The organism is Roseateles sp. GW821-FHT09G03, from assembly GCF_059416045.1.
On the sequence record NZ_JBWKOK010000001.1, the window covers coordinates 611327 to 626560 of the forward strand.

The 15234-nt window shown below is 70.9% G+C and carries 13 protein-coding genes; 6 read left to right on the forward strand and 7 right to left on the reverse strand.

The genetic code is table 11. From position 1 onward, the window contains the following. Positions 1-22 precede the first annotated feature (22 nt). Positions 23-265, forward strand: a complete 243-nt coding sequence (locus tag AC07OZ_RS02760; protein WP_495465629.1) for a DUF2061 domain-containing protein — start codon at positions 23-25, stop codon at positions 263-265. Between the two features lie 33 nt (positions 266-298). On the opposite strand, the gene AC07OZ_RS02765 is transcribed toward AC07OZ_RS02760, so the two are convergent. Then, the gene (locus AC07OZ_RS02765) at positions 299-556 is read right to left on the reverse strand and encodes a hypothetical protein (protein WP_495465630.1); all 258 of its coding nucleotides are present in this window, start codon (positions 554-556) and stop codon (positions 299-301) included. Positions 557-576: 20 nt separating this feature from the next. Continuing rightward, positions 577-1416: a thymidylate synthase gene (locus AC07OZ_RS02770; RefSeq protein WP_495465631.1), complete on the reverse strand. Its 840-nt coding sequence runs from the start codon at positions 1414-1416 to the stop codon at positions 577-579. Positions 1417-1676: 260 nt separating this feature from the next. Between AC07OZ_RS02770 and AC07OZ_RS02775 the strand changes: the two genes are divergently transcribed. Both AC07OZ_RS02775 and AC07OZ_RS02780 read left to right on the forward strand, forming a co-directional pair. Next, complete coding sequence (locus AC07OZ_RS02775) at positions 1677-2366, forward strand: MCP four helix bundle domain-containing protein (protein WP_495465632.1); 690 nt, start codon at positions 1677-1679, stop codon at positions 2364-2366. Positions 2367-2393: 27 nt separating this feature from the next. Continuing rightward, entirely contained in the window at positions 2394-4412 is a 2019-nt protein-coding gene (locus AC07OZ_RS02780; protein ID WP_495465633.1) for a putative bifunctional diguanylate cyclase/phosphodiesterase, read from the forward strand. A 39-nt stretch (positions 4413-4451) separates the two neighbouring features. Here the strand turns inward: AC07OZ_RS02780 and AC07OZ_RS02785 are convergent, their stop codons facing one another. Genes AC07OZ_RS02785 through AC07OZ_RS02800 form a run of 4 tightly spaced genes read right to left on the reverse strand, consistent with a single transcriptional unit; the run spans position 4452 to position 10180 of the window. Further along, complete coding sequence (locus AC07OZ_RS02785) at positions 4452-5873, reverse strand: hypothetical protein (RefSeq protein WP_495465634.1); 1422 nt, start codon at positions 5871-5873, stop codon at positions 4452-4454. After that, positions 5870-7057 (reverse strand): GAF domain-containing protein, encoded by a 1188-nt coding sequence (locus AC07OZ_RS02790; protein ID WP_495465635.1) that lies wholly within the window; start codon positions 7055-7057, stop codon positions 5870-5872. The genes AC07OZ_RS02785 and AC07OZ_RS02790 overlap by 4 nt, the downstream gene beginning before the upstream one ends. A 24-nt stretch (positions 7058-7081) precedes the next feature. Next, positions 7082-9763: an ATP-binding protein gene (locus AC07OZ_RS02795; RefSeq protein WP_495465636.1), complete on the reverse strand. Its 2682-nt coding sequence runs from the start codon at positions 9761-9763 to the stop codon at positions 7082-7084. Positions 9764-9802: 39 nt separating this feature from the next. Beyond that, entirely contained in the window at positions 9803-10180 is a 378-nt protein-coding gene (locus AC07OZ_RS02800; protein ID WP_495465637.1) for a response regulator, read from the reverse strand. A 197-nt stretch (positions 10181-10377) separates the two neighbouring features. Here AC07OZ_RS02800 and AC07OZ_RS02805 point away from each other — a divergent pair, with 197 nt between their 5' ends. Beyond that, complete coding sequence (locus tag AC07OZ_RS02805; RefSeq protein WP_495465638.1) at positions 10378-11112, forward strand: response regulator; 735 nt, start codon at positions 10378-10380, stop codon at positions 11110-11112. A gap of 6 nt (positions 11113-11118) precedes the next feature. Here the strand turns inward: AC07OZ_RS02805 and AC07OZ_RS02810 are convergent, their stop codons facing one another. Continuing rightward, entirely contained in the window at positions 11119-12972 is a 1854-nt protein-coding gene (locus AC07OZ_RS02810) for an ABC transporter transmembrane domain-containing protein (protein ID WP_495466477.1), read from the reverse strand. Positions 12973-13140: 168 nt separating this feature from the next. Here AC07OZ_RS02810 and AC07OZ_RS02815 point away from each other — a divergent pair, with 168 nt between their 5' ends. Further along, positions 13141-13665, forward strand: coding sequence for a MarR family winged helix-turn-helix transcriptional regulator (locus AC07OZ_RS02815; protein WP_495465639.1), 525 nt, complete (start codon positions 13141-13143; stop codon positions 13663-13665). Positions 13666-13746: 81 nt separating this feature from the next. Further along, positions 13747-15210 (forward strand): efflux transporter outer membrane subunit, encoded by a 1464-nt coding sequence (locus tag AC07OZ_RS02820; protein ID WP_495465640.1) that lies wholly within the window; start codon positions 13747-13749, stop codon positions 15208-15210. The last annotated feature ends 24 nt before the right edge of the window (positions 15211-15234 follow it).

The window sequence follows — 15234 nt, forward strand, 5'->3', positions numbered from 1 at the left end:
CTCGGTTGGAAGGGGATGCGGGATGGCCAAGACTGCGACGTTCGGGGTGCTTCACCTCGGTACCTCTTTCACGGTGACGTACCTGCTCACCGGAAGCATCGCCATCGCGGGCTTGGTGACGTTCATCGAGCCGCTGGTCAACACGGTCCTGCACTACTTCTTCGACAAGTACTGGGGGCATCCGTCGATCAAGGCCTGGTGGGCGGCGCGCCGTGAGAAGGCGAATGAGCGCTCGCTCGCAACGTCGAAGGTAGAGGTCGCCTGAAGGGCGAACGTGCTGGCGCGAGAGAAGCGGGCGCTATGCGGCTGCGTGGTTGACACGTTTGAGCACAGCACCGCGCTTTACTCTCAGGTCCGGCTGCAGCTTCTTGATGAGCCGCTCGCTCCCATCCGCATACCGTTTGACCAACCGATCCCCGCTCGCAACAACGACCGAGCCGTTCTCCGCCAACGCCCGCTCGTAAGCCTTCCGTCCGGCCCTGGCGGCCAGTTCTGGGAACCGCGCCTCGGCCGCAAGCATCTCCTCTTCGGAAAGATCCTCCGGCCTCAGCGCCATGTGAGTTCAGCTCCCGCCGCTCACACCGCCACCGGCGCCTTGATCGCCGCGTGGTGCTGATACTCCTGCAGCTCGAAGTCCTCGAACTCGTAGTCGAAGATCGAATCCGGCTTGCGCTTGATGTGCATCGTCGGATACGCGAACGGCGTCCTCGACAGCTGCGTCTCCACCTGCTCGAAGTGGTTGGAGTAGATGTGGCAATCCCCGCCCGTCCAGATGAAGTCCCCCAGGCCCAGCCCGCATTGCTGCGCCAGCATCTGCGTCAGCAGCGCGTAGCTCGCGATGTTGAAGGGCACGCCCAGGAAGATGTCCGCGCTGCGCTGGTACAGCTGGCACGACAACTTGCCGTCCGCCACGTAGAACTGGAAGAACGCGTGGCAGGGCATCAGCGCCATCTGGTCCAGCTCCGCCACGTTCCACGCCGAGACGATGATCCGGCGCGAGTCCGGATTGGTCTTCAGCTGCTTCACGACCTCCGCGATCTGATCCACGTGACCGCCGCCCGCCTTCGGCCAGCTGCGCCACTGCACGCCGTAGACCGGGCCCAGGTCGCCGTCCTCGCGCGCCCACTCGTCCCAGATCGTGCAGCCGCGCTCCTGCAGCCACTTGACGTTGGAGTCGCCGCGCAGGAACCACAGCAGCTCCAGGATGATCGATTTGAGGTGCACCTTCTTCGTGGTGACCAGCGGGAAGCCCTCGCTCAGGTCGAACCGCATCTGGTGCCCGAACACGCTGCGCGTGCCCGTCCCCGTCCGGTCGCCCTTGGTCACGCCGTGCTCGTACACGTGGCGCATGAAGTCTTCAAACTGGCTGCGCACAGGGCGCTCGGCGGTCGCGGCAGGGGCGTTCGGGGTCGTCATGAGGCCGATTCTAGAGGCGCCCGGGCAGGCCCCCCGACCGCCCGGTCTCTGCGGGCCGTTCCCCCCGCATGAGGGGCGTGCACCTCGGAAGAGGTAGCCCGGGCGCCCGCCGCAGCACCCCCGCATTACGCCTGTAATGCGCGCGGTGAGCGGTCGTAACCCGATCCCAACGTGCGCCTCCGAACATGCCCGCAGCCCGGCAAGCGTCCTCCGTACGTCAGCGAGAGCCGGCCCAACGAGACAAGCCACGCGAGGTCCGCATGACATCCATCCCGTCGCTCAAGCCCGGCACGCGCCTCACCGCCGTGTTCCTGCTCCTGCTCGCGCTGTCGGCCCTCGGCACCGGCGCGGTCGTGTCCCGCCTGGCCGCCGTCACCGCCAGCCTGCGCCAGATCGAGCGCGAACGCCTGCCGCTGGTCGAGCGCCTGGGCGACATGTCCGATCAGATCAACACCGTCGGCCGCGGCCTGCGCAACGCGCTGATCTACGAGGACGAGACCCGCATCGCCGCCGCGCTCGTGGACACCGGCCGCCAGACGCGCGAGATCGCCGCCACCATCGAATCCCTCAAGCACCAGCCCGCGCTGGAGAACGGCGCGGCGGACGTTGCGCGGCTGTCGCGCTCGTTCTCGGACTACGTGCCGCTGCAGCAGCGCTTCGTCGCGCTGCTCAAGGACCACCATCGCGAGGAAGCCGGCACGCTGCTCGTGGGCGAATTGCGCGCAGCGCAGTTGAAGACCATGGCCGACCTCGACGCGCTCAAGGACCGCCAGACCGCGCTCATCAGCGCGGCGGCGGAAGACGGCGAGGAGGGCTACCTCAACGCCCGCGGCCTGCTGATCGCGCTGGTCGCCGCCGTGGCCCTGGGCGCCGCGATCGTCGGCAGCCAACGGATCCGCCGCGACGTCGCTTCGGGCACGGGCGACGTGGCCGCGCGACTCGGTGTTTGACGCGGCGCTTGAACGACGGAGAACGTCATGAACCACGCTGTGAGCCGGCCCTACCGCTGGGGCGTCTACGGGTTGCTGGCCGCGTTGGTGGCCCTGAGCATCGGCATGTCCGTCGCGATGGACTGGATGACCGCCAGCATCCGCAAGAGCGCCACGCCGCTGCTCAGGGAGAAGGTGCCGCTGCTGCACCACCTCTCCGAGTTCGAGTCCTCGCTGCTGCTGCATCAGCTGGCGATGAACAAGTACTTCGCCAACTCGATCAGCCATGACCGCTTCGTCATGCTCGAGCGCGACACGCGCCGCGACATGGACGCCAACCTGCAGGCCCTGCGCGCGCAGTCCGAGCACAAGGACACCATCGGGCGGATGCAGGTGGGCTTCGAGTCCATCCTCGCGCTGACGCCGCGCTTCGACGCCGTCGCCGGCAATCCCAAGCCCGGTGCCGCCGAGGCGGTGCTGTTCGAGCTCAACCGGCTCACCAACCAGGTCCGCAGCGACATCGACGCGCTCCAGGAAGAGATCGACACCATGGTCTACCGCAGCAGCGAGCAGGCCACCCAGCGCATCGACCAGATCGGCACCGTCGTCCACGCCTTCAACCTGATCACGGCGTTGACCGCGCTGTTCATGATCCACCACGTATGGGCGCGGCTGCGCTCGGAGGACGTGCTCGCACACCAGGCCGTCCACGATCCGCTGACCGGGTTGCCGCATCGGCGCAGCCTGGAACGCCGGCTCGCCCAGCTGGAAGGCGCGGACCTGACGCTGGTGCTGGGCAAGCTGGACCGCTTCGAGCGCGTCGTCGTCAGCCTCGGCCACCGTCATGCGGACCAGTTGATGCTCGACGTCGGGCGGCGCCTGGAGGTCGCGGCCCGGGCCCACGGCGGCGAGCTGTTCCGCCTGGACGGCGCGATGCTCGCCGTGCTCTATGAGGGCACGAGCGCGGAACACGTCGTCGCCATCGCCCATCTGCGCGAGGAACTGGCCCGGCCGTTCCGCGTCAACCGCCACGAGGTCTTCCTGACGCTGAGCCTGGGCGAGGTCGACAGCCGCGAGGACGGCGGCAACGCCGAGACGCTGCTGCGCAAGGCCGATGCCGCGCTGCAGTCGGCGGAGCGCGCCGGCGGCGATCAGCTGGTGCCGTACTCGGCGCACCTGCAGACGCAGACGCTGGAGCGGCTCGACATGGAAGCCGATCTGCAGCATGCGATCGAGCGCGGCGAGCTGGCGCTGCACTACCAGCCGCAGCAGGACCTCGCCACCGGCGCGCTGCGCGGCTTCGAGGCGCTGCTGCGCTGGAAGCACCAGGGCCGCATGGTCTCGCCGGCGGAGTTCATCCCGCTGGCCGAGGAATCCGGCCTGATCGTGCCGATAGGCGCCTGGGTCTTCGAGCAGGCCTGCCATCAGGCGCGCCTGTGGAACGAGGGCCGCGCGGACCCGGTGGTCATCGCGGTCAACGTGTCGATGCGGCAGTTCCAGCAGGCGGGCTTCCTGGACACGATCCGCCACGGGCTGGCCGTGTCCGGCGTCGACCCGCGGCACGTGGAGATCGAGCTCACCGAGAGCACCGCGATGCAGGATCCGGAGAAGGTCATGGCCGTGCTGGAAGCGCTGCGCGGGCTCGGCCTCGCGCTGGCGATCGACGACTTCGGGACGGGTTATTCCAGCCTCGCCTACCTGAAGCGGTTTCCGTTGAACAAGCTCAAGATCGACCAGTCCTTCGTGCGCGGCATGAGCCTGGATCCGAAGGCGAATCCGTCGTGCATCGTGCATGCGGTCGTCGGCCTCGCGCACAGCATGCAGCTGACGGTGCTGGCCGAAGGCGTCGAGACGCAGGAGCAGCGCGCCCGCCTCGTGGAGATGGGCTGCGATGAGATCCAGGGCTACTTCTACGGCCGCCCGCTGGCGGCGGACAAGGCCGCGGAGTTCCTCGCGCAGCACGATCACCGCACCACGCCGAGCGCAATGCGGAGCACGGTGGCGACGATCAACGGATCGGGCGCGGCCGCGATGGGCATGGTGTTCTCGACGCTGGCGGCAGCGTGAGGATGCTGCGCCGCGCGCGTGCCCCGCGCCGGCGGGCGCTCAGGCTGCCCCGCGCTTCAGCCGTGCGCGGACGCGGGCCAGCACCGGCCACAAGGTGGCGGCGTCTGCCAGCTTGAGCGAACCCGCGTCGGGCGGCAGCGGGGCCAGGCCGGAACGCTCGGCGAGCGCGATGGCGTCGTCCACCAGCTGGATCCAGCGGGCCAGCAGCCCGGCGCTGATCTCGAGCCGGTCCAGCGTCTGATGAGCGACGCGCGACGCCGCGGCCGCACCGGCGGAACTCAGCGCCAGCATGCGTTCCCATTCCTGCGCCATCGCGATCGATTCGGCCGTCCGCGCGGTGGCGCTCTTCGCTGCGCCGACGACAGCATCGCTGCGTGCCGCGCCATCGCGTTGGACCACCAGATCGTCGAGCGCGTTGCTCATGTGGATCAACGTTTCCACCTGCTCGATCGCATCGCGCAGGCCGATGTCGAGCGCTCGCAGGCTGGCGCGCGCGCCAGCCCGGTCGAGCGGTTGCGGGCGCGGCCCCGGCGTGCCGAGTCGCGCGATGTGTCCGGCGGACTGGAGCTCGAGCCAGGCCAGCCGCGCCATCCGCGCTTCGAGGCCGGCGAGCGTCGCCGCGGTGTTGTCTTCGAGCCGCCGGGCGGCCGCTTGCGCGAGCCGGAGGTCGGTGGCGTCGGGTCGTGCGCGGGAGGCTGTCCTGAGGGCGGCATCAGACGCGTCGGATGAATCGGACGAGCCGTTCGGCGACATGCGCCGAGGACGCGATCCGCGAACGGCAGCGGCCAGCAGCAGCGCGATCGCCGCGAGGCCGCCGAGGGTCCAGGCCCGCGCGCTGTTCGCGTCGTCGTGCGACGCCTCGTGCATCCGCGCCGAATACGCGCCGCGCACGGTCTTGCGTTCCGCGAGCGCGGCGTCGAGCGCCTGGCGCTGGCTGTCCTCGTGCAGCCGGGTGGCCATCGCCGCCGCGCCTTCGCGTACGAGGCCGCTTTCGTCGGCCAGCAGATCCCACAGGCGCCGGTCGGCCGACAGCATGTCCGCCATCTCCGCGCGGAGCGTCCCACCGTGCACGCCGGCGATCAGGTCGCCGCGGGTCTGCTCGGCCTGGAAACTCAAGGCCGTCAGGCGATGGAAGGCGCCGCGGGTGCCGGCATCGATCTCCCGACGCGGAGCGACACGCGCCCGCATCAACTGCGCGCCGGCTTCATCGACGAGGCGGTCGAGCCGATCGAGGCCGTGCAGCACGCGAAGGTCGGCGTCGACGCCGGCCTCGAATCGCGCCGTGCTTGTGCCGAAGGCGGCGACGCAGGCACCAAGCACCAATCCCGCCGCGCCCATGCGGGCGCCGGGCCGCGCCGCCAGCGTGGCGATCGCGGTGACGAGCGCCGAGGGCTCGGGTTCTGGCGCATTCGCCGGGTCGCCGGCGTGACGCAGTCCGTTCGGGTTGTCGACGGTGCTCATGGCGAAGACCCCTGCTGCGCATCGCGGCCCAGCGTCGTGCTGATGCCATCGGCGATCGCCTGCAGCTGCTGGACCTCGCCGGCATCGAAGGCGTCCGCCGACGCCGAGAACAGCGCCAGGCAGCCATACAAGACCGGGCCGTGCCAGATCGGCAGCAGCACCGCCCGCGCGCAGGTCGCGCAGCCGCGCCACGCGAAGGTCGTGCCCAGGTCGGAGAGATGTCGTCCCAGCACCTGCGGCTCGCCGGCGCGCAGGGCGCGCAGCACGTCATGGCGGCCGGGCAGCAACAGCAGGTCGCCGACCCAGGGCGGGGCGGCCATGCCGCTGCGTGCCGCCACCTGTCGGATCACCAGGCGATGCAGCGCATCGGCACTAGCCGCCGTGCGCGCGATGCAGACCAGGTCCGCCGCGCCCGCGCGCACCAGCGCGTTGCCGATGCCGTCGAGCGCTTCGCCCGTCACGCCGAGCCGCAACGCATCGCGCCAGGCCGGGGCTTCGAAGCGCGGCCGCATCGCGCCGATCGCGGCCGTCTGCCTTCGCAGCCGGGTCGACAGCCACAGCAGTCCCAGCGTCATCGCCCAGCCGGCCGCCAGCGCCGCGTCGATCAGCGCACGGTCTCGATCGCCGTGATCCGCGACCCAGGCCAGTTGGCGGCGCTCCGCCTCCGACTGCGCGGCGGCCAGCGTCGTGAGCGCGCGCTGGACGTCGACGGTCGCCGGCGCCAGCTGCGTCGCGACAAGGTGCCGCACCGCCGTCGTATCGTCCGCGCGCAGGCCGTTGGAGAGCCGGTCCAGCGCGAGCGTCAGCGTGCGGATCCGCGCGGCCGCGGCGGAGGTGGCCGTCGCCAGCTCGGGCGAGGGTTCATGAGGCCGGTCGTCGCCCAGCTTGCGGAAGGCGTTGCGCGCGCGTTCGGCGCTGGCCTGCACGGCGAAGGCCGCCTGAGCGGGCGTGAGCTGGCCGTCCTCGCGTTCATCGACGATGCGCAGCGGCGCCGTCAGCAGGCCGTCGCTGACCGACAGCAGCAGCGCCGCTCGACGCGACGCCGGCAGCGGCGGGAGGTCGGGCCAGGGGCGGTCGGCGCGGACGGCGACGAGGGTCGTCGCGGTCAGCGCCGCCAGCAGCACGAGTGCACCACGGTGTGCCCAGCGAGGGGCCACGGCAGCGCCGGGGTTCAGCGTGTCCATGCGCCGCATCGTGCGGCGGTGCGGCTACCGCGCGGTTACCCCCGGCGACCCGGGCGTTTCAGCTGAAACCGCCGCCGCGCCGAGCACGCGCGCCACCGCCTGCGCGAGCTCCGCCGCGCTCAGCGGCTTGCGCACCAGCTCGCGCGCGCCGGAAGCGGCGACGCGGGCTTCGAGCTCCTCGCCGCCGTAGCCGCTCATCACCAGCACCGGCAGCCCGGGCCGCCGCGCGAGCAGCCGCTTCGCCAGCTCGACGCCGCTCATGCCGGGCATGGTCTCGTCGGTGAGCACCGCGTCGAAGCGCTGCGGCGCGCGCTCGAAGGCGACGAGCGCCGCCTCGGCGCTCGGGAAACCGACCGGCTCGTAACCGAGCTCCGCGAGCAGTTCCTCGGCGAATTCACGCAGCGGCGCCTCGTCGTCGACGATCAGCAGCGTCTGGCCGTCACCGCGCGGCGGTGCTTCGGCCTCGTTCGAACGCAGGGCGCGCGGCGCCTCGCCGGCCACCGGGAACCACAGCGCGAAGCTGCTGCCGCGGCCCGGCTCGGTGCGCACGTCGATGGCGCCGCCCATGTCGGCCACGATGCTGTGCACGACCGACAGGCCGAGTCCGGTGCCTTCGCCGACCGCCTTCGTGCTGAAGAAGGGATCGAACATGCGGCCGTAGACCTCCGGCGAGATGCCGGTGCCGGTGTCGGACACGCGGACCTCGGCGTAGCGGCCCGGCGGCAAGGTGCCGTGGCTCAGCAGGACCGGCTGCGCGCGCACCAGCACGTCGACGCTGAGGCCCAGCTTCCCGCCGCCCGTCATCACGTGGCCCGTCATTGCGCCGACCGCGTTGCTGCACAGGTTGCTGACCAGCTGCTGCATCTGCAGCACGTCGCCGAGCAGGCCGGCGTCGCCGCCGCGCAGCGCGGTGTGGAGCTCGACGTCGGCGGGCAGCGTCGGCGTCACCAGTTGCAGCGCTTCCTCGACGGCCTGGTCGACGTTGACCAGGCTGCGGTCGTGCACGCCGCTGCGGCTGAAATCGAGGATGCGGCGCACCAGCAGCCGCGCGCGCGCGCCGGCCTGCATGATGCGGTCGAGGTGCCTCGCCAGGTCGGCGTTGGCTGTGCCGGCGCGGCGTTGCGCCATCTCGCCGTGGCCCAGGATCGCGCCCAGGATGTTGTTGAAGTCGTGCGCGATGCCGCCGGCCAGCGTGCCCAGCGACTCCATGTGCTGCGCGGTCCGCAACTGGGCCTGCAGGCGCTCGCGTTCCGCCTCGGCATCCTTGCGCGGCGTGATGTCGATGGCAGCGCATGAGAAGCGCGTGGGCCGGCCTTCGGTGTCCGATAGGCATCGTCCGCGCAGATGCAGCCAGCGCCAGACGGTGTCGTCCTCGACGTCGTCCAGGCTCTCGCGCTGGTCGTCGCGATCCTCCGCTCGCTCGCTCTTGCTCTCGTCCCCGCGCTTCGCCGGGTCCGTGCCGTCGGCGCGCTCTTCGGCCGGACGGGCACCGCCGCCGGAGACACGGACGCGGTACTCGATGTCGAGCTCCGGCGTGCGGCCGGCCAGGTGCTCATGCAGCGTGTCGGTGACGACCGGACGATCTGCCGGATGCAGGTCCAGCGACAGGAACAGCTCGCGCGCCTCCATCGGCCGAGCCGTCGGCGCCACGCCGTGCAGCCGCAGCCAGCGCTCCGACGCGAAGAAGCTGTTCTCCTGCAGGTTCCATTCGGCATGGCCTTCGTTGGCCGCCTCCATCGCCAGCGCGTAGCGCTGCTCGCTGCGGCGAAGCGCCTGCTCGCCGCGCTCGACACGCAGCAGCTGGCGCAGCATCAGGCTCATCGTCAGCAGCCCGACCGTCACCAGCGCCAGCGTGCGCAGCGCCAGGCCGACCATCTCGGAGCGCCACGGCGCCATCGCCTCGTGCGCGTCCTTGGTCACCGACATCATCAGCGGCCGGTCCGACACCGGCAGCGACACGATGAACTTCTCGCGGCCGTCGACGGGACTGCGCGCGATCCGCGGCGCCGGGGCCTGCTCCGAAGTCAGGTCGCTGAAGCTCTGCCCGTCGGCGCGCGGGTCCGGCGGCTGGCGCACGACCAGCCGGCCGTCGTCGAAGGTCAGGATCAGCGCGCTGCCCGCGCCGAGGTCGATCGCGTTGTAGACCTCGCGCAGCTCGTCCAGCGTGACGATGGCGGTCACCACCCCGGCGAAGTCGCCGGCGGGCGTCTCCAGCCGCCGCGACACGACCAGCGCCGCGCGGCGCTCCGAACGCGTCACGATCGGCGGATTGATGAACAGCCCCGCCACGCGCGAGTGGCGCTGCGCCTCGAAGTAGGGCCGGTCGGACACGTCGGCCAGCGGTTCGCCGGTCTGGCGCGAGCGGTAGAGCTGCCGGCCTTCGGCGTCGGTGATCGTCAGCACGCTGACCTGAGGCGTCGCCGACGCGCGCATCCGCAGCGCGTTCTCGATGTCGAGGGCGGTCTGCCTCGCGCCCTTGTCGCGGTACCAGATCGCCGTGTCGGTCAGCAGCAGGTCGACGGCCTGCAGGCTGCGCTCGGCTTCCTCGGACAGCGCCCGCGCCAGGTTGCTCAGCTCCCGTCCGGTGGACTGCGTGACCTGCTGGTGCAGCCGCCACGCGTCGTAGGCCGACGAGCCCGCGAACGCCAGGATGACGCCGCTTCCGACGACGGCGATCCAGCGGCGCAGCGAGCGGGTTTCGGTCATGGGCGGCGAGGGCGGGCCGGGAGGGAGGTCGGCATGGGGTCAGTCCTTGCGGAGCAGCGGGCGGACGGCGGCCAGCAGCTCCTCGCGCAGGCAGGGCTTGGGCAGCAGTCCCTGGAGGCTGAGCTTCCGGGCAGCCGGCGACGCGGCGGTGAGCGCTTCCGACACCTGCGTCGACAGCCCCAGCAGCGCGGCGTTCGGGTAGGTGGCGCGCACGCGCTCGATCAGCGTGCGCACGCCGTCGCGCAGCATCGGCAGGTCCAGCAGCACCAGGCCGACGGCTTCGGCGCCGGGTTCTCCGGCGGCGCAGCAGGCGGCGATCGTTCGAGCGTCCATCACGTCGTGCCCGGCGGCGGCCAGCCACTCGGAGATCAGTTCGCGGATCGCGGCATTGTCGTCAAGAACAACTACGGTGAACATCGGCGGTCGCGGGTGGCGGGGCCGTCCCGGAAGTCCGGGGCAGGGCGCCCGCGCAAGGGCGGGAATGACGCTATTGGCGCCGGGCGCTGTTCCGCCATCATTTCCGGGAGATTTCCTGCGTTACAGCTGAAATGCGGATCCACCCGGAGGTGGCTTCCGTGACGTGAAGAACCCGTGATAGCTTTCGGGCCGCCACCATGAACGCGACCTCCACGCCCCACATCCTCGCGGTCGACGACGATCCGGCCATCCGCGAGCTGCTGACCGACTACCTCACCGAGCACGACCTGCGCGTGACGGCGGTGGGCTCGGGCGCGGAGATGCAGGCCGTGATGCAGGCGCAGCTGGTGGACCTGGTGCTGCTGGACCTGCGGCTGGGCCGCGAGGACGGCATGCAGCTGGCGCGCACGCTGCGCGAGAGCAGCCAGGTGCCGGTGATCATCGTCACCGGCCGGCAGGACGAGGCCGACCGCGTGATGGGGTTGGAGCTGGCGGCCGACGACTACATCAACAAGCCCTTCAGCTCGCGTGAGCTGCTGGCGCGCATCCGCGCCGTGCTGCGCCGTTATCAGCTGCTGCGTGAGGCGGTGCCCGCGCGCGATGAGCGTCGCCGCGGCTATCGCTTCGATGGCTGGGAACTCAACGTGCGCAGCCGGCGGCTGACCTCGCCGGACGGCGCGCGGGTTGAACTCTCCAATGGGGAGTTCAACCTGCTGCAGGCGCTGTGCTCGTCTCCGCAGCGCGTGCTGACGCGCGACCAGTTGCTCGACCTCTCGCGTCTCCACGGCGCCGAGGTCTATGACCGATCGATCGACGTCCAGATCTTGAGGCTCCGCCGCAAGATCGAGGCGGATCCCGCGCAGCCGCTGTACATCTGCACCGAACGAGGCGCGGGGTACGTGTTCAGCGTTCCAGTGGAAGTGCTGGAGTAGCGCCCTTCACGCGTTGAATTGCAGCGCCGCGAGGCGCGCGTAGAGACCGCCACGCGCCACCAGCTCGGCATGCGTGCCTTGCTCGACGATGCGACCGTGATCCATCACGACGATGCGATCGGCGCGCTGCACCGTCGACAGGCGGTGCGCGATGACCAGCGTCGTGCGGTCCCGCATCGCCTCGTCCAGCGCCTGCTGGACCAGACGTTCGCTCTCGGCATCCAGCGCGCTGGTGGCTTCGTCGAGCAGCAGCAGCGGAGCGTCCTGCAGCATCGCCCGCGCGATCGCAATGCGCTGTCGCTGTCCGCCGGACAGGCGCACGCCGCGCTCGCCCAGGAAGCTGTCGTAGCCCTGCGGCAGTTGGCGGATGAACTCGTCGGCATGCGCCGCCTTGGCAGCGGCGATGACCTGCTCCGGGCTCGCGTCCGGACGGCCGTAGCGGATGTTGTCCAGCGCGCTGGCCGAGAAGATCACGCTCTGCTGCGGCACCAGCGCCATGCGGCTTCGCAGGTCGGCGAGCTTCACGCGGTCGACCGCCACGCCGTCCAGCTGCAGCTTGCCGGACTGCACGTCGAAGAAGCGCTGCAGCAGCTGCAGCACCGTGCTCTTGCCGGCGCCGCTCGGGCCGACCAGCGCCACGGTCTCGCCGGGCTCGATGCGCAGCGTGAAGTCCTCGAGCGCCGCGCGGTCGGGGCGCGAGGGGTAATGGAATCGGACCTGCTCGAAGCTCACGCGCGCCGGGCCGGTCGAGGCGGGCAGGGCGACCGGCGCCGCCGGGTCGGCCACCGGCGACTGCGCCGCGAGCAGCTCCATCAGCCGCTCCATCGCGCCCGCCGCGCGCAGCAGGTCGCCCCAGACTTCCGCCAGCACCGCCACCGACGACACCAGCAGGATCACGTAGACCACCGTCTGGCCCAGATGACCCGCGGAGATCTTGCCGGCCATCACCGCCTGCGTGCCCTGGTACAGGCCCCACAGCAGCGCGCCGAAGGTCGCCGTGATGATGAACGCGACCAGGAAGGAGCGCACCTTGGTCCGCTTGCGGGCGGTGTCGAAGGCGGCCTCGCTCGCGACGTCGAAGCGCACGGCCTCGCGCGCCTCCTGCGCGTGCGACTGCACGACGGTGATCGCATTGAGCATCTCCGCCGCGATCGCGCTGGTGTCGGCGATGCGGTCCTGGCTGGAGCGCGACAGCCGCCGCACGCGGCGTCCGAAGAACATCGCCGGCGCCACCACCAGCACCAGGATGCCCAGCACCTGCGTCATCACCCAGGGGTTGCTGGCGATCAGCAGCGCCACCGCGCCCAGGCCCATGATCACGTTGCGCAGCCCCATCGACAGGCTGGAGCCGACGATGCCCTGGATCACCGTCGTGTCCGTGGTGATGCGGCTGATGACCTCGCCGGTCTGCGTGGTCTCGAAGAACTCGGGGCTCTGGCGCAGCACGTGGCTGTAGACGGCGGTGCGCAGGTCGGCGCTGACCCGCTCGCCCAGCCAGGTCACCGCGTAGAAGCGCAGGGCCGAGAACACGCCCAACGCCGCGCCGGTGGCGAACAGCCAGACGAAGTGTTCCCGCAGCGCCATCAGCCGGTCGCCCGGATCGGCCGACACCAGGCCCTGGTCGATCAGCTGGCGCAGCGCGAGCGGGAAGACCAGCGTCGCCGCCGCCGCCAGCATCAGGAAGACGATCGCTGCGGCGATACGCCCCCGGTATGGCCGCAGGAAAGGCCACAGCGCCGGTCCCATCGCCCTGAGTGGGGGCGGTGTGCGCACGGCGTTTGCCTGTCCGCCGGATGAGGGAGCCGCCTCGGGACGGGAGGCCGTCGCCGAGGGGGAGGAGGTCGATGAAGAAGGGGACATGGCGGACATGCGGTCAGTTTAGGGGCCGCGTGTTGCGGGAATGTCCCTACGCGCGGAAAGCTCATCCCTGGCAGTGATTGGCACGGCAATCATTGCCTAAGCAATAATTGTCATCAAGCATTTCCGCAAAGTTCGTCCCGGAAATCCGAAGTCACGAAAGACGATGCCATGAGTGCCAGCCTGCCCCCGCCCGCCGATTTCTACAGCGCCGACAGCTTCACGTCGGAGCCGAGCCTGGGCTGGCTGCTGCGGCAGATCAAGCAGTCCATGGTGCTGCAGGCCGACAAGATGCTCGGCGAGCATGACCTGACCCACGCGCAGTGGGCGCCGATGCTGCGGTTGCGCTTCAACGGCCCGATGTCCAGCGCCGCGCTCGCCCGCGAGCTGGCGATGGACGGCGGCGCGATGACGCGACTCCTCGATCGTCTGGAGGCGAAGAACCTGGTGCGCCGCGAGCGCTCGGTCGAGGACCGGCGCGTGGTGATGGTGTCGCTGACCGAGGTCGGCGTGAACGCGATGGCGGCCGCCCCGGGCGTGCTGTCCAAGGTGTTCAACGACCACCTGGCCGGCTTCACCGACCAGGAGTTCCGCACGCTGATCAGCCTGCTGCAGCGCATCGTCGTCAACGGCCAGGCGATCCGCGACGCAGGGCTGACCTCCGAGTCGTCGACGCTGGTCGACAAGTGCGATTGACGGACCGACGAACACGCGCGACCGATGCTGCCTTTCTCCATTTCCTGCTCTCCCCAAAAGAACAACATTGAGGACCCCCCGATGACCTCCCGTTTCCTTCACCGCACCACCCTGGCCCTGGCCATGGGCGCGGCGCTGCTGATGGTGCTCACCGCCTGCGCGCCCATCCCCAAGCTGGCCGAACCCGGCCGCCCGATCGACGGCGCCGAAGCGGCCCGCCTGGGCCTCGACGCCGGCCAGACCCAGGCGCTCGATGCGTCCTGGTGGAAGACCTTCCGCGATCCGCAGCTGGATGCGCTGGTCGACCAGGCGATCGCGAATTCGCCGAACCTGGCGTTGGCCCGGGCCCGCATCGCGCGCGCGGCGGCCATGACCGAGAACGCGGAAGCGGCGAAGCGCCCGGCCGCCGAGCTCGAGGCCGACGTGACCCGCCAGCGCATCACCGAGAACGGCATCTACCCGCCGCCGCTGGCCGGCAGCGTGCGGACGCTGGCCAACATCCAGGCCGGGTTGAGCTACGAGTTCGATTTCTTCGGCAAGCATGACGCGGCGCTGCAGGCCGCGCTCGGCCAGCAACGCGCCGCCGAGGCCGACGCCGCCGCCGCGCGCCTGAGCGTGTCCAACGCCGTGGCCAAGGCCTACGTCGCGCTGGCGCGCAGCCAGGCGCAGGGCCGGTTGCTGGAGCAGCAGAAGTCGCTGCGCGACCAGTCCTTCGAGCTGGTGCGCCAGCGCAGCGCGGCCGGCCTGGACAACGGCCAGGACCTGCGCGTCGCCGAAGCGCCGCTGCCCGACATCCAGCGCCAGCAGGTCGTGTTGCGCGAGCAGCAGGCGCTGCTGCGCCATCAGCTCGCCGCGCTGACCGGCCAAGGCCCGAAGGCGACCGAGTCGCTGGACGCCGCACTGCCGGTCGCGCTCGACTGGCAGCAGGCGCCGCATCTGGACCTGCTGGGCCGCCGCCCGGACCTGGCCGCCGCGCGCGCCCGGGTCGAGGCGACCGCGCAGGACATCCGCGTCGCCCGCGCGCAGTTCTATCCGAGCGTGAGCCTGACGGCCTTCGTCGGCCTGAACTCGATCGGTCTGGACGAGCTGTTCAAGAGCGGCAGCCGCCAGTACGGCGCGGGCCCGGCGCTGCACCTGCCGCTGTTCGACAGCGGCCGCCTGCGCGCCAACCTGCGCGGCAGCGCCGCCGAGCAGGACGCCGCGATCGCGAGCTACAACGTGGCGGTGCTGGACGCCGTGCGCGATGCCAGCGACCAGTTCACGACGCTCGAGTCGCTGCGCCAGCAGCGCACGCAGCAGGACGCGCTGGTGGCCAACGCCGACAGCCAGGCCACGCTGGCCGATCAGCGCCATCGCGCGGGCCTGACCGGCCGCATCGCGGTGCTGAGCGCGCAGCAGAACCAGCTGCTGCAGCAACGCGGCCAGATCGATCTGCAGGCGCTGACCGTCGATGCGCAGATCAACCTGATGCGCGCGCTGGGCGGCGGTTACGCCGATCCCGCCCGAGGCCCCGCACAGACGACAGCCTCCGCCGATCGCCACTGACGCCGCGGTTCGGCCGCCCGGCAT

Bases quoted from the DNA above. Each gene is read 5' to 3' on its own strand.
- AC07OZ_RS02760 (WP_495465629.1), top strand. From the start codon at position 23: ATGGCCAAGACTGCGACGTTCGGGGTGCTTCACCTCGGTACCTCTTTC.
- AC07OZ_RS02765 (WP_495465630.1), bottom strand. From the start codon at position 556: ATGGCGCTGAGGCCGGAGGATCTTTCCGAAGAGGAGATGCTTGCGGCC.
- AC07OZ_RS02770 (WP_495465631.1), bottom strand. From the start codon at position 1,416: ATGACGACCCCGAACGCCCCTGCCGCGACCGCCGAGCGCCCTGTGCGC.
- AC07OZ_RS02775 (WP_495465632.1), top strand. From the start codon at position 1,677: ATGACATCCATCCCGTCGCTCAAGCCCGGCACGCGCCTCACCGCCGTG.
- AC07OZ_RS02780 (WP_495465633.1), top strand. From the start codon at position 2,394: ATGAACCACGCTGTGAGCCGGCCCTACCGCTGGGGCGTCTACGGGTTG.
- AC07OZ_RS02785 (WP_495465634.1), bottom strand. From the start codon at position 5,873: ATGAGCACCGTCGACAACCCGAACGGACTGCGTCACGCCGGCGACCCG.
- AC07OZ_RS02790 (WP_495465635.1), bottom strand. From the start codon at position 7,057: ATGGACACGCTGAACCCCGGCGCTGCCGTGGCCCCTCGCTGGGCACAC.
- AC07OZ_RS02795 (WP_495465636.1), bottom strand. From the start codon at position 9,763: ATGACCGAAACCCGCTCGCTGCGCCGCTGGATCGCCGTCGTCGGAAGC.
- AC07OZ_RS02800 (WP_495465637.1), bottom strand. From the start codon at position 10,180: ATGTTCACCGTAGTTGTTCTTGACGACAATGCCGCGATCCGCGAACTG.
- AC07OZ_RS02805 (WP_495465638.1), top strand. From the start codon at position 10,378: ATGAACGCGACCTCCACGCCCCACATCCTCGCGGTCGACGACGATCCG.
- AC07OZ_RS02810 (WP_495466477.1), bottom strand. From the start codon at position 12,972: ATGTCCCCTTCTTCATCGACCTCCTCCCCCTCGGCGACGGCCTCCCGT.
- AC07OZ_RS02815 (WP_495465639.1), top strand. From the start codon at position 13,141: ATGAGTGCCAGCCTGCCCCCGCCCGCCGATTTCTACAGCGCCGACAGC.
- AC07OZ_RS02820 (WP_495465640.1), top strand. From the start codon at position 13,747: ATGACCTCCCGTTTCCTTCACCGCACCACCCTGGCCCTGGCCATGGGC.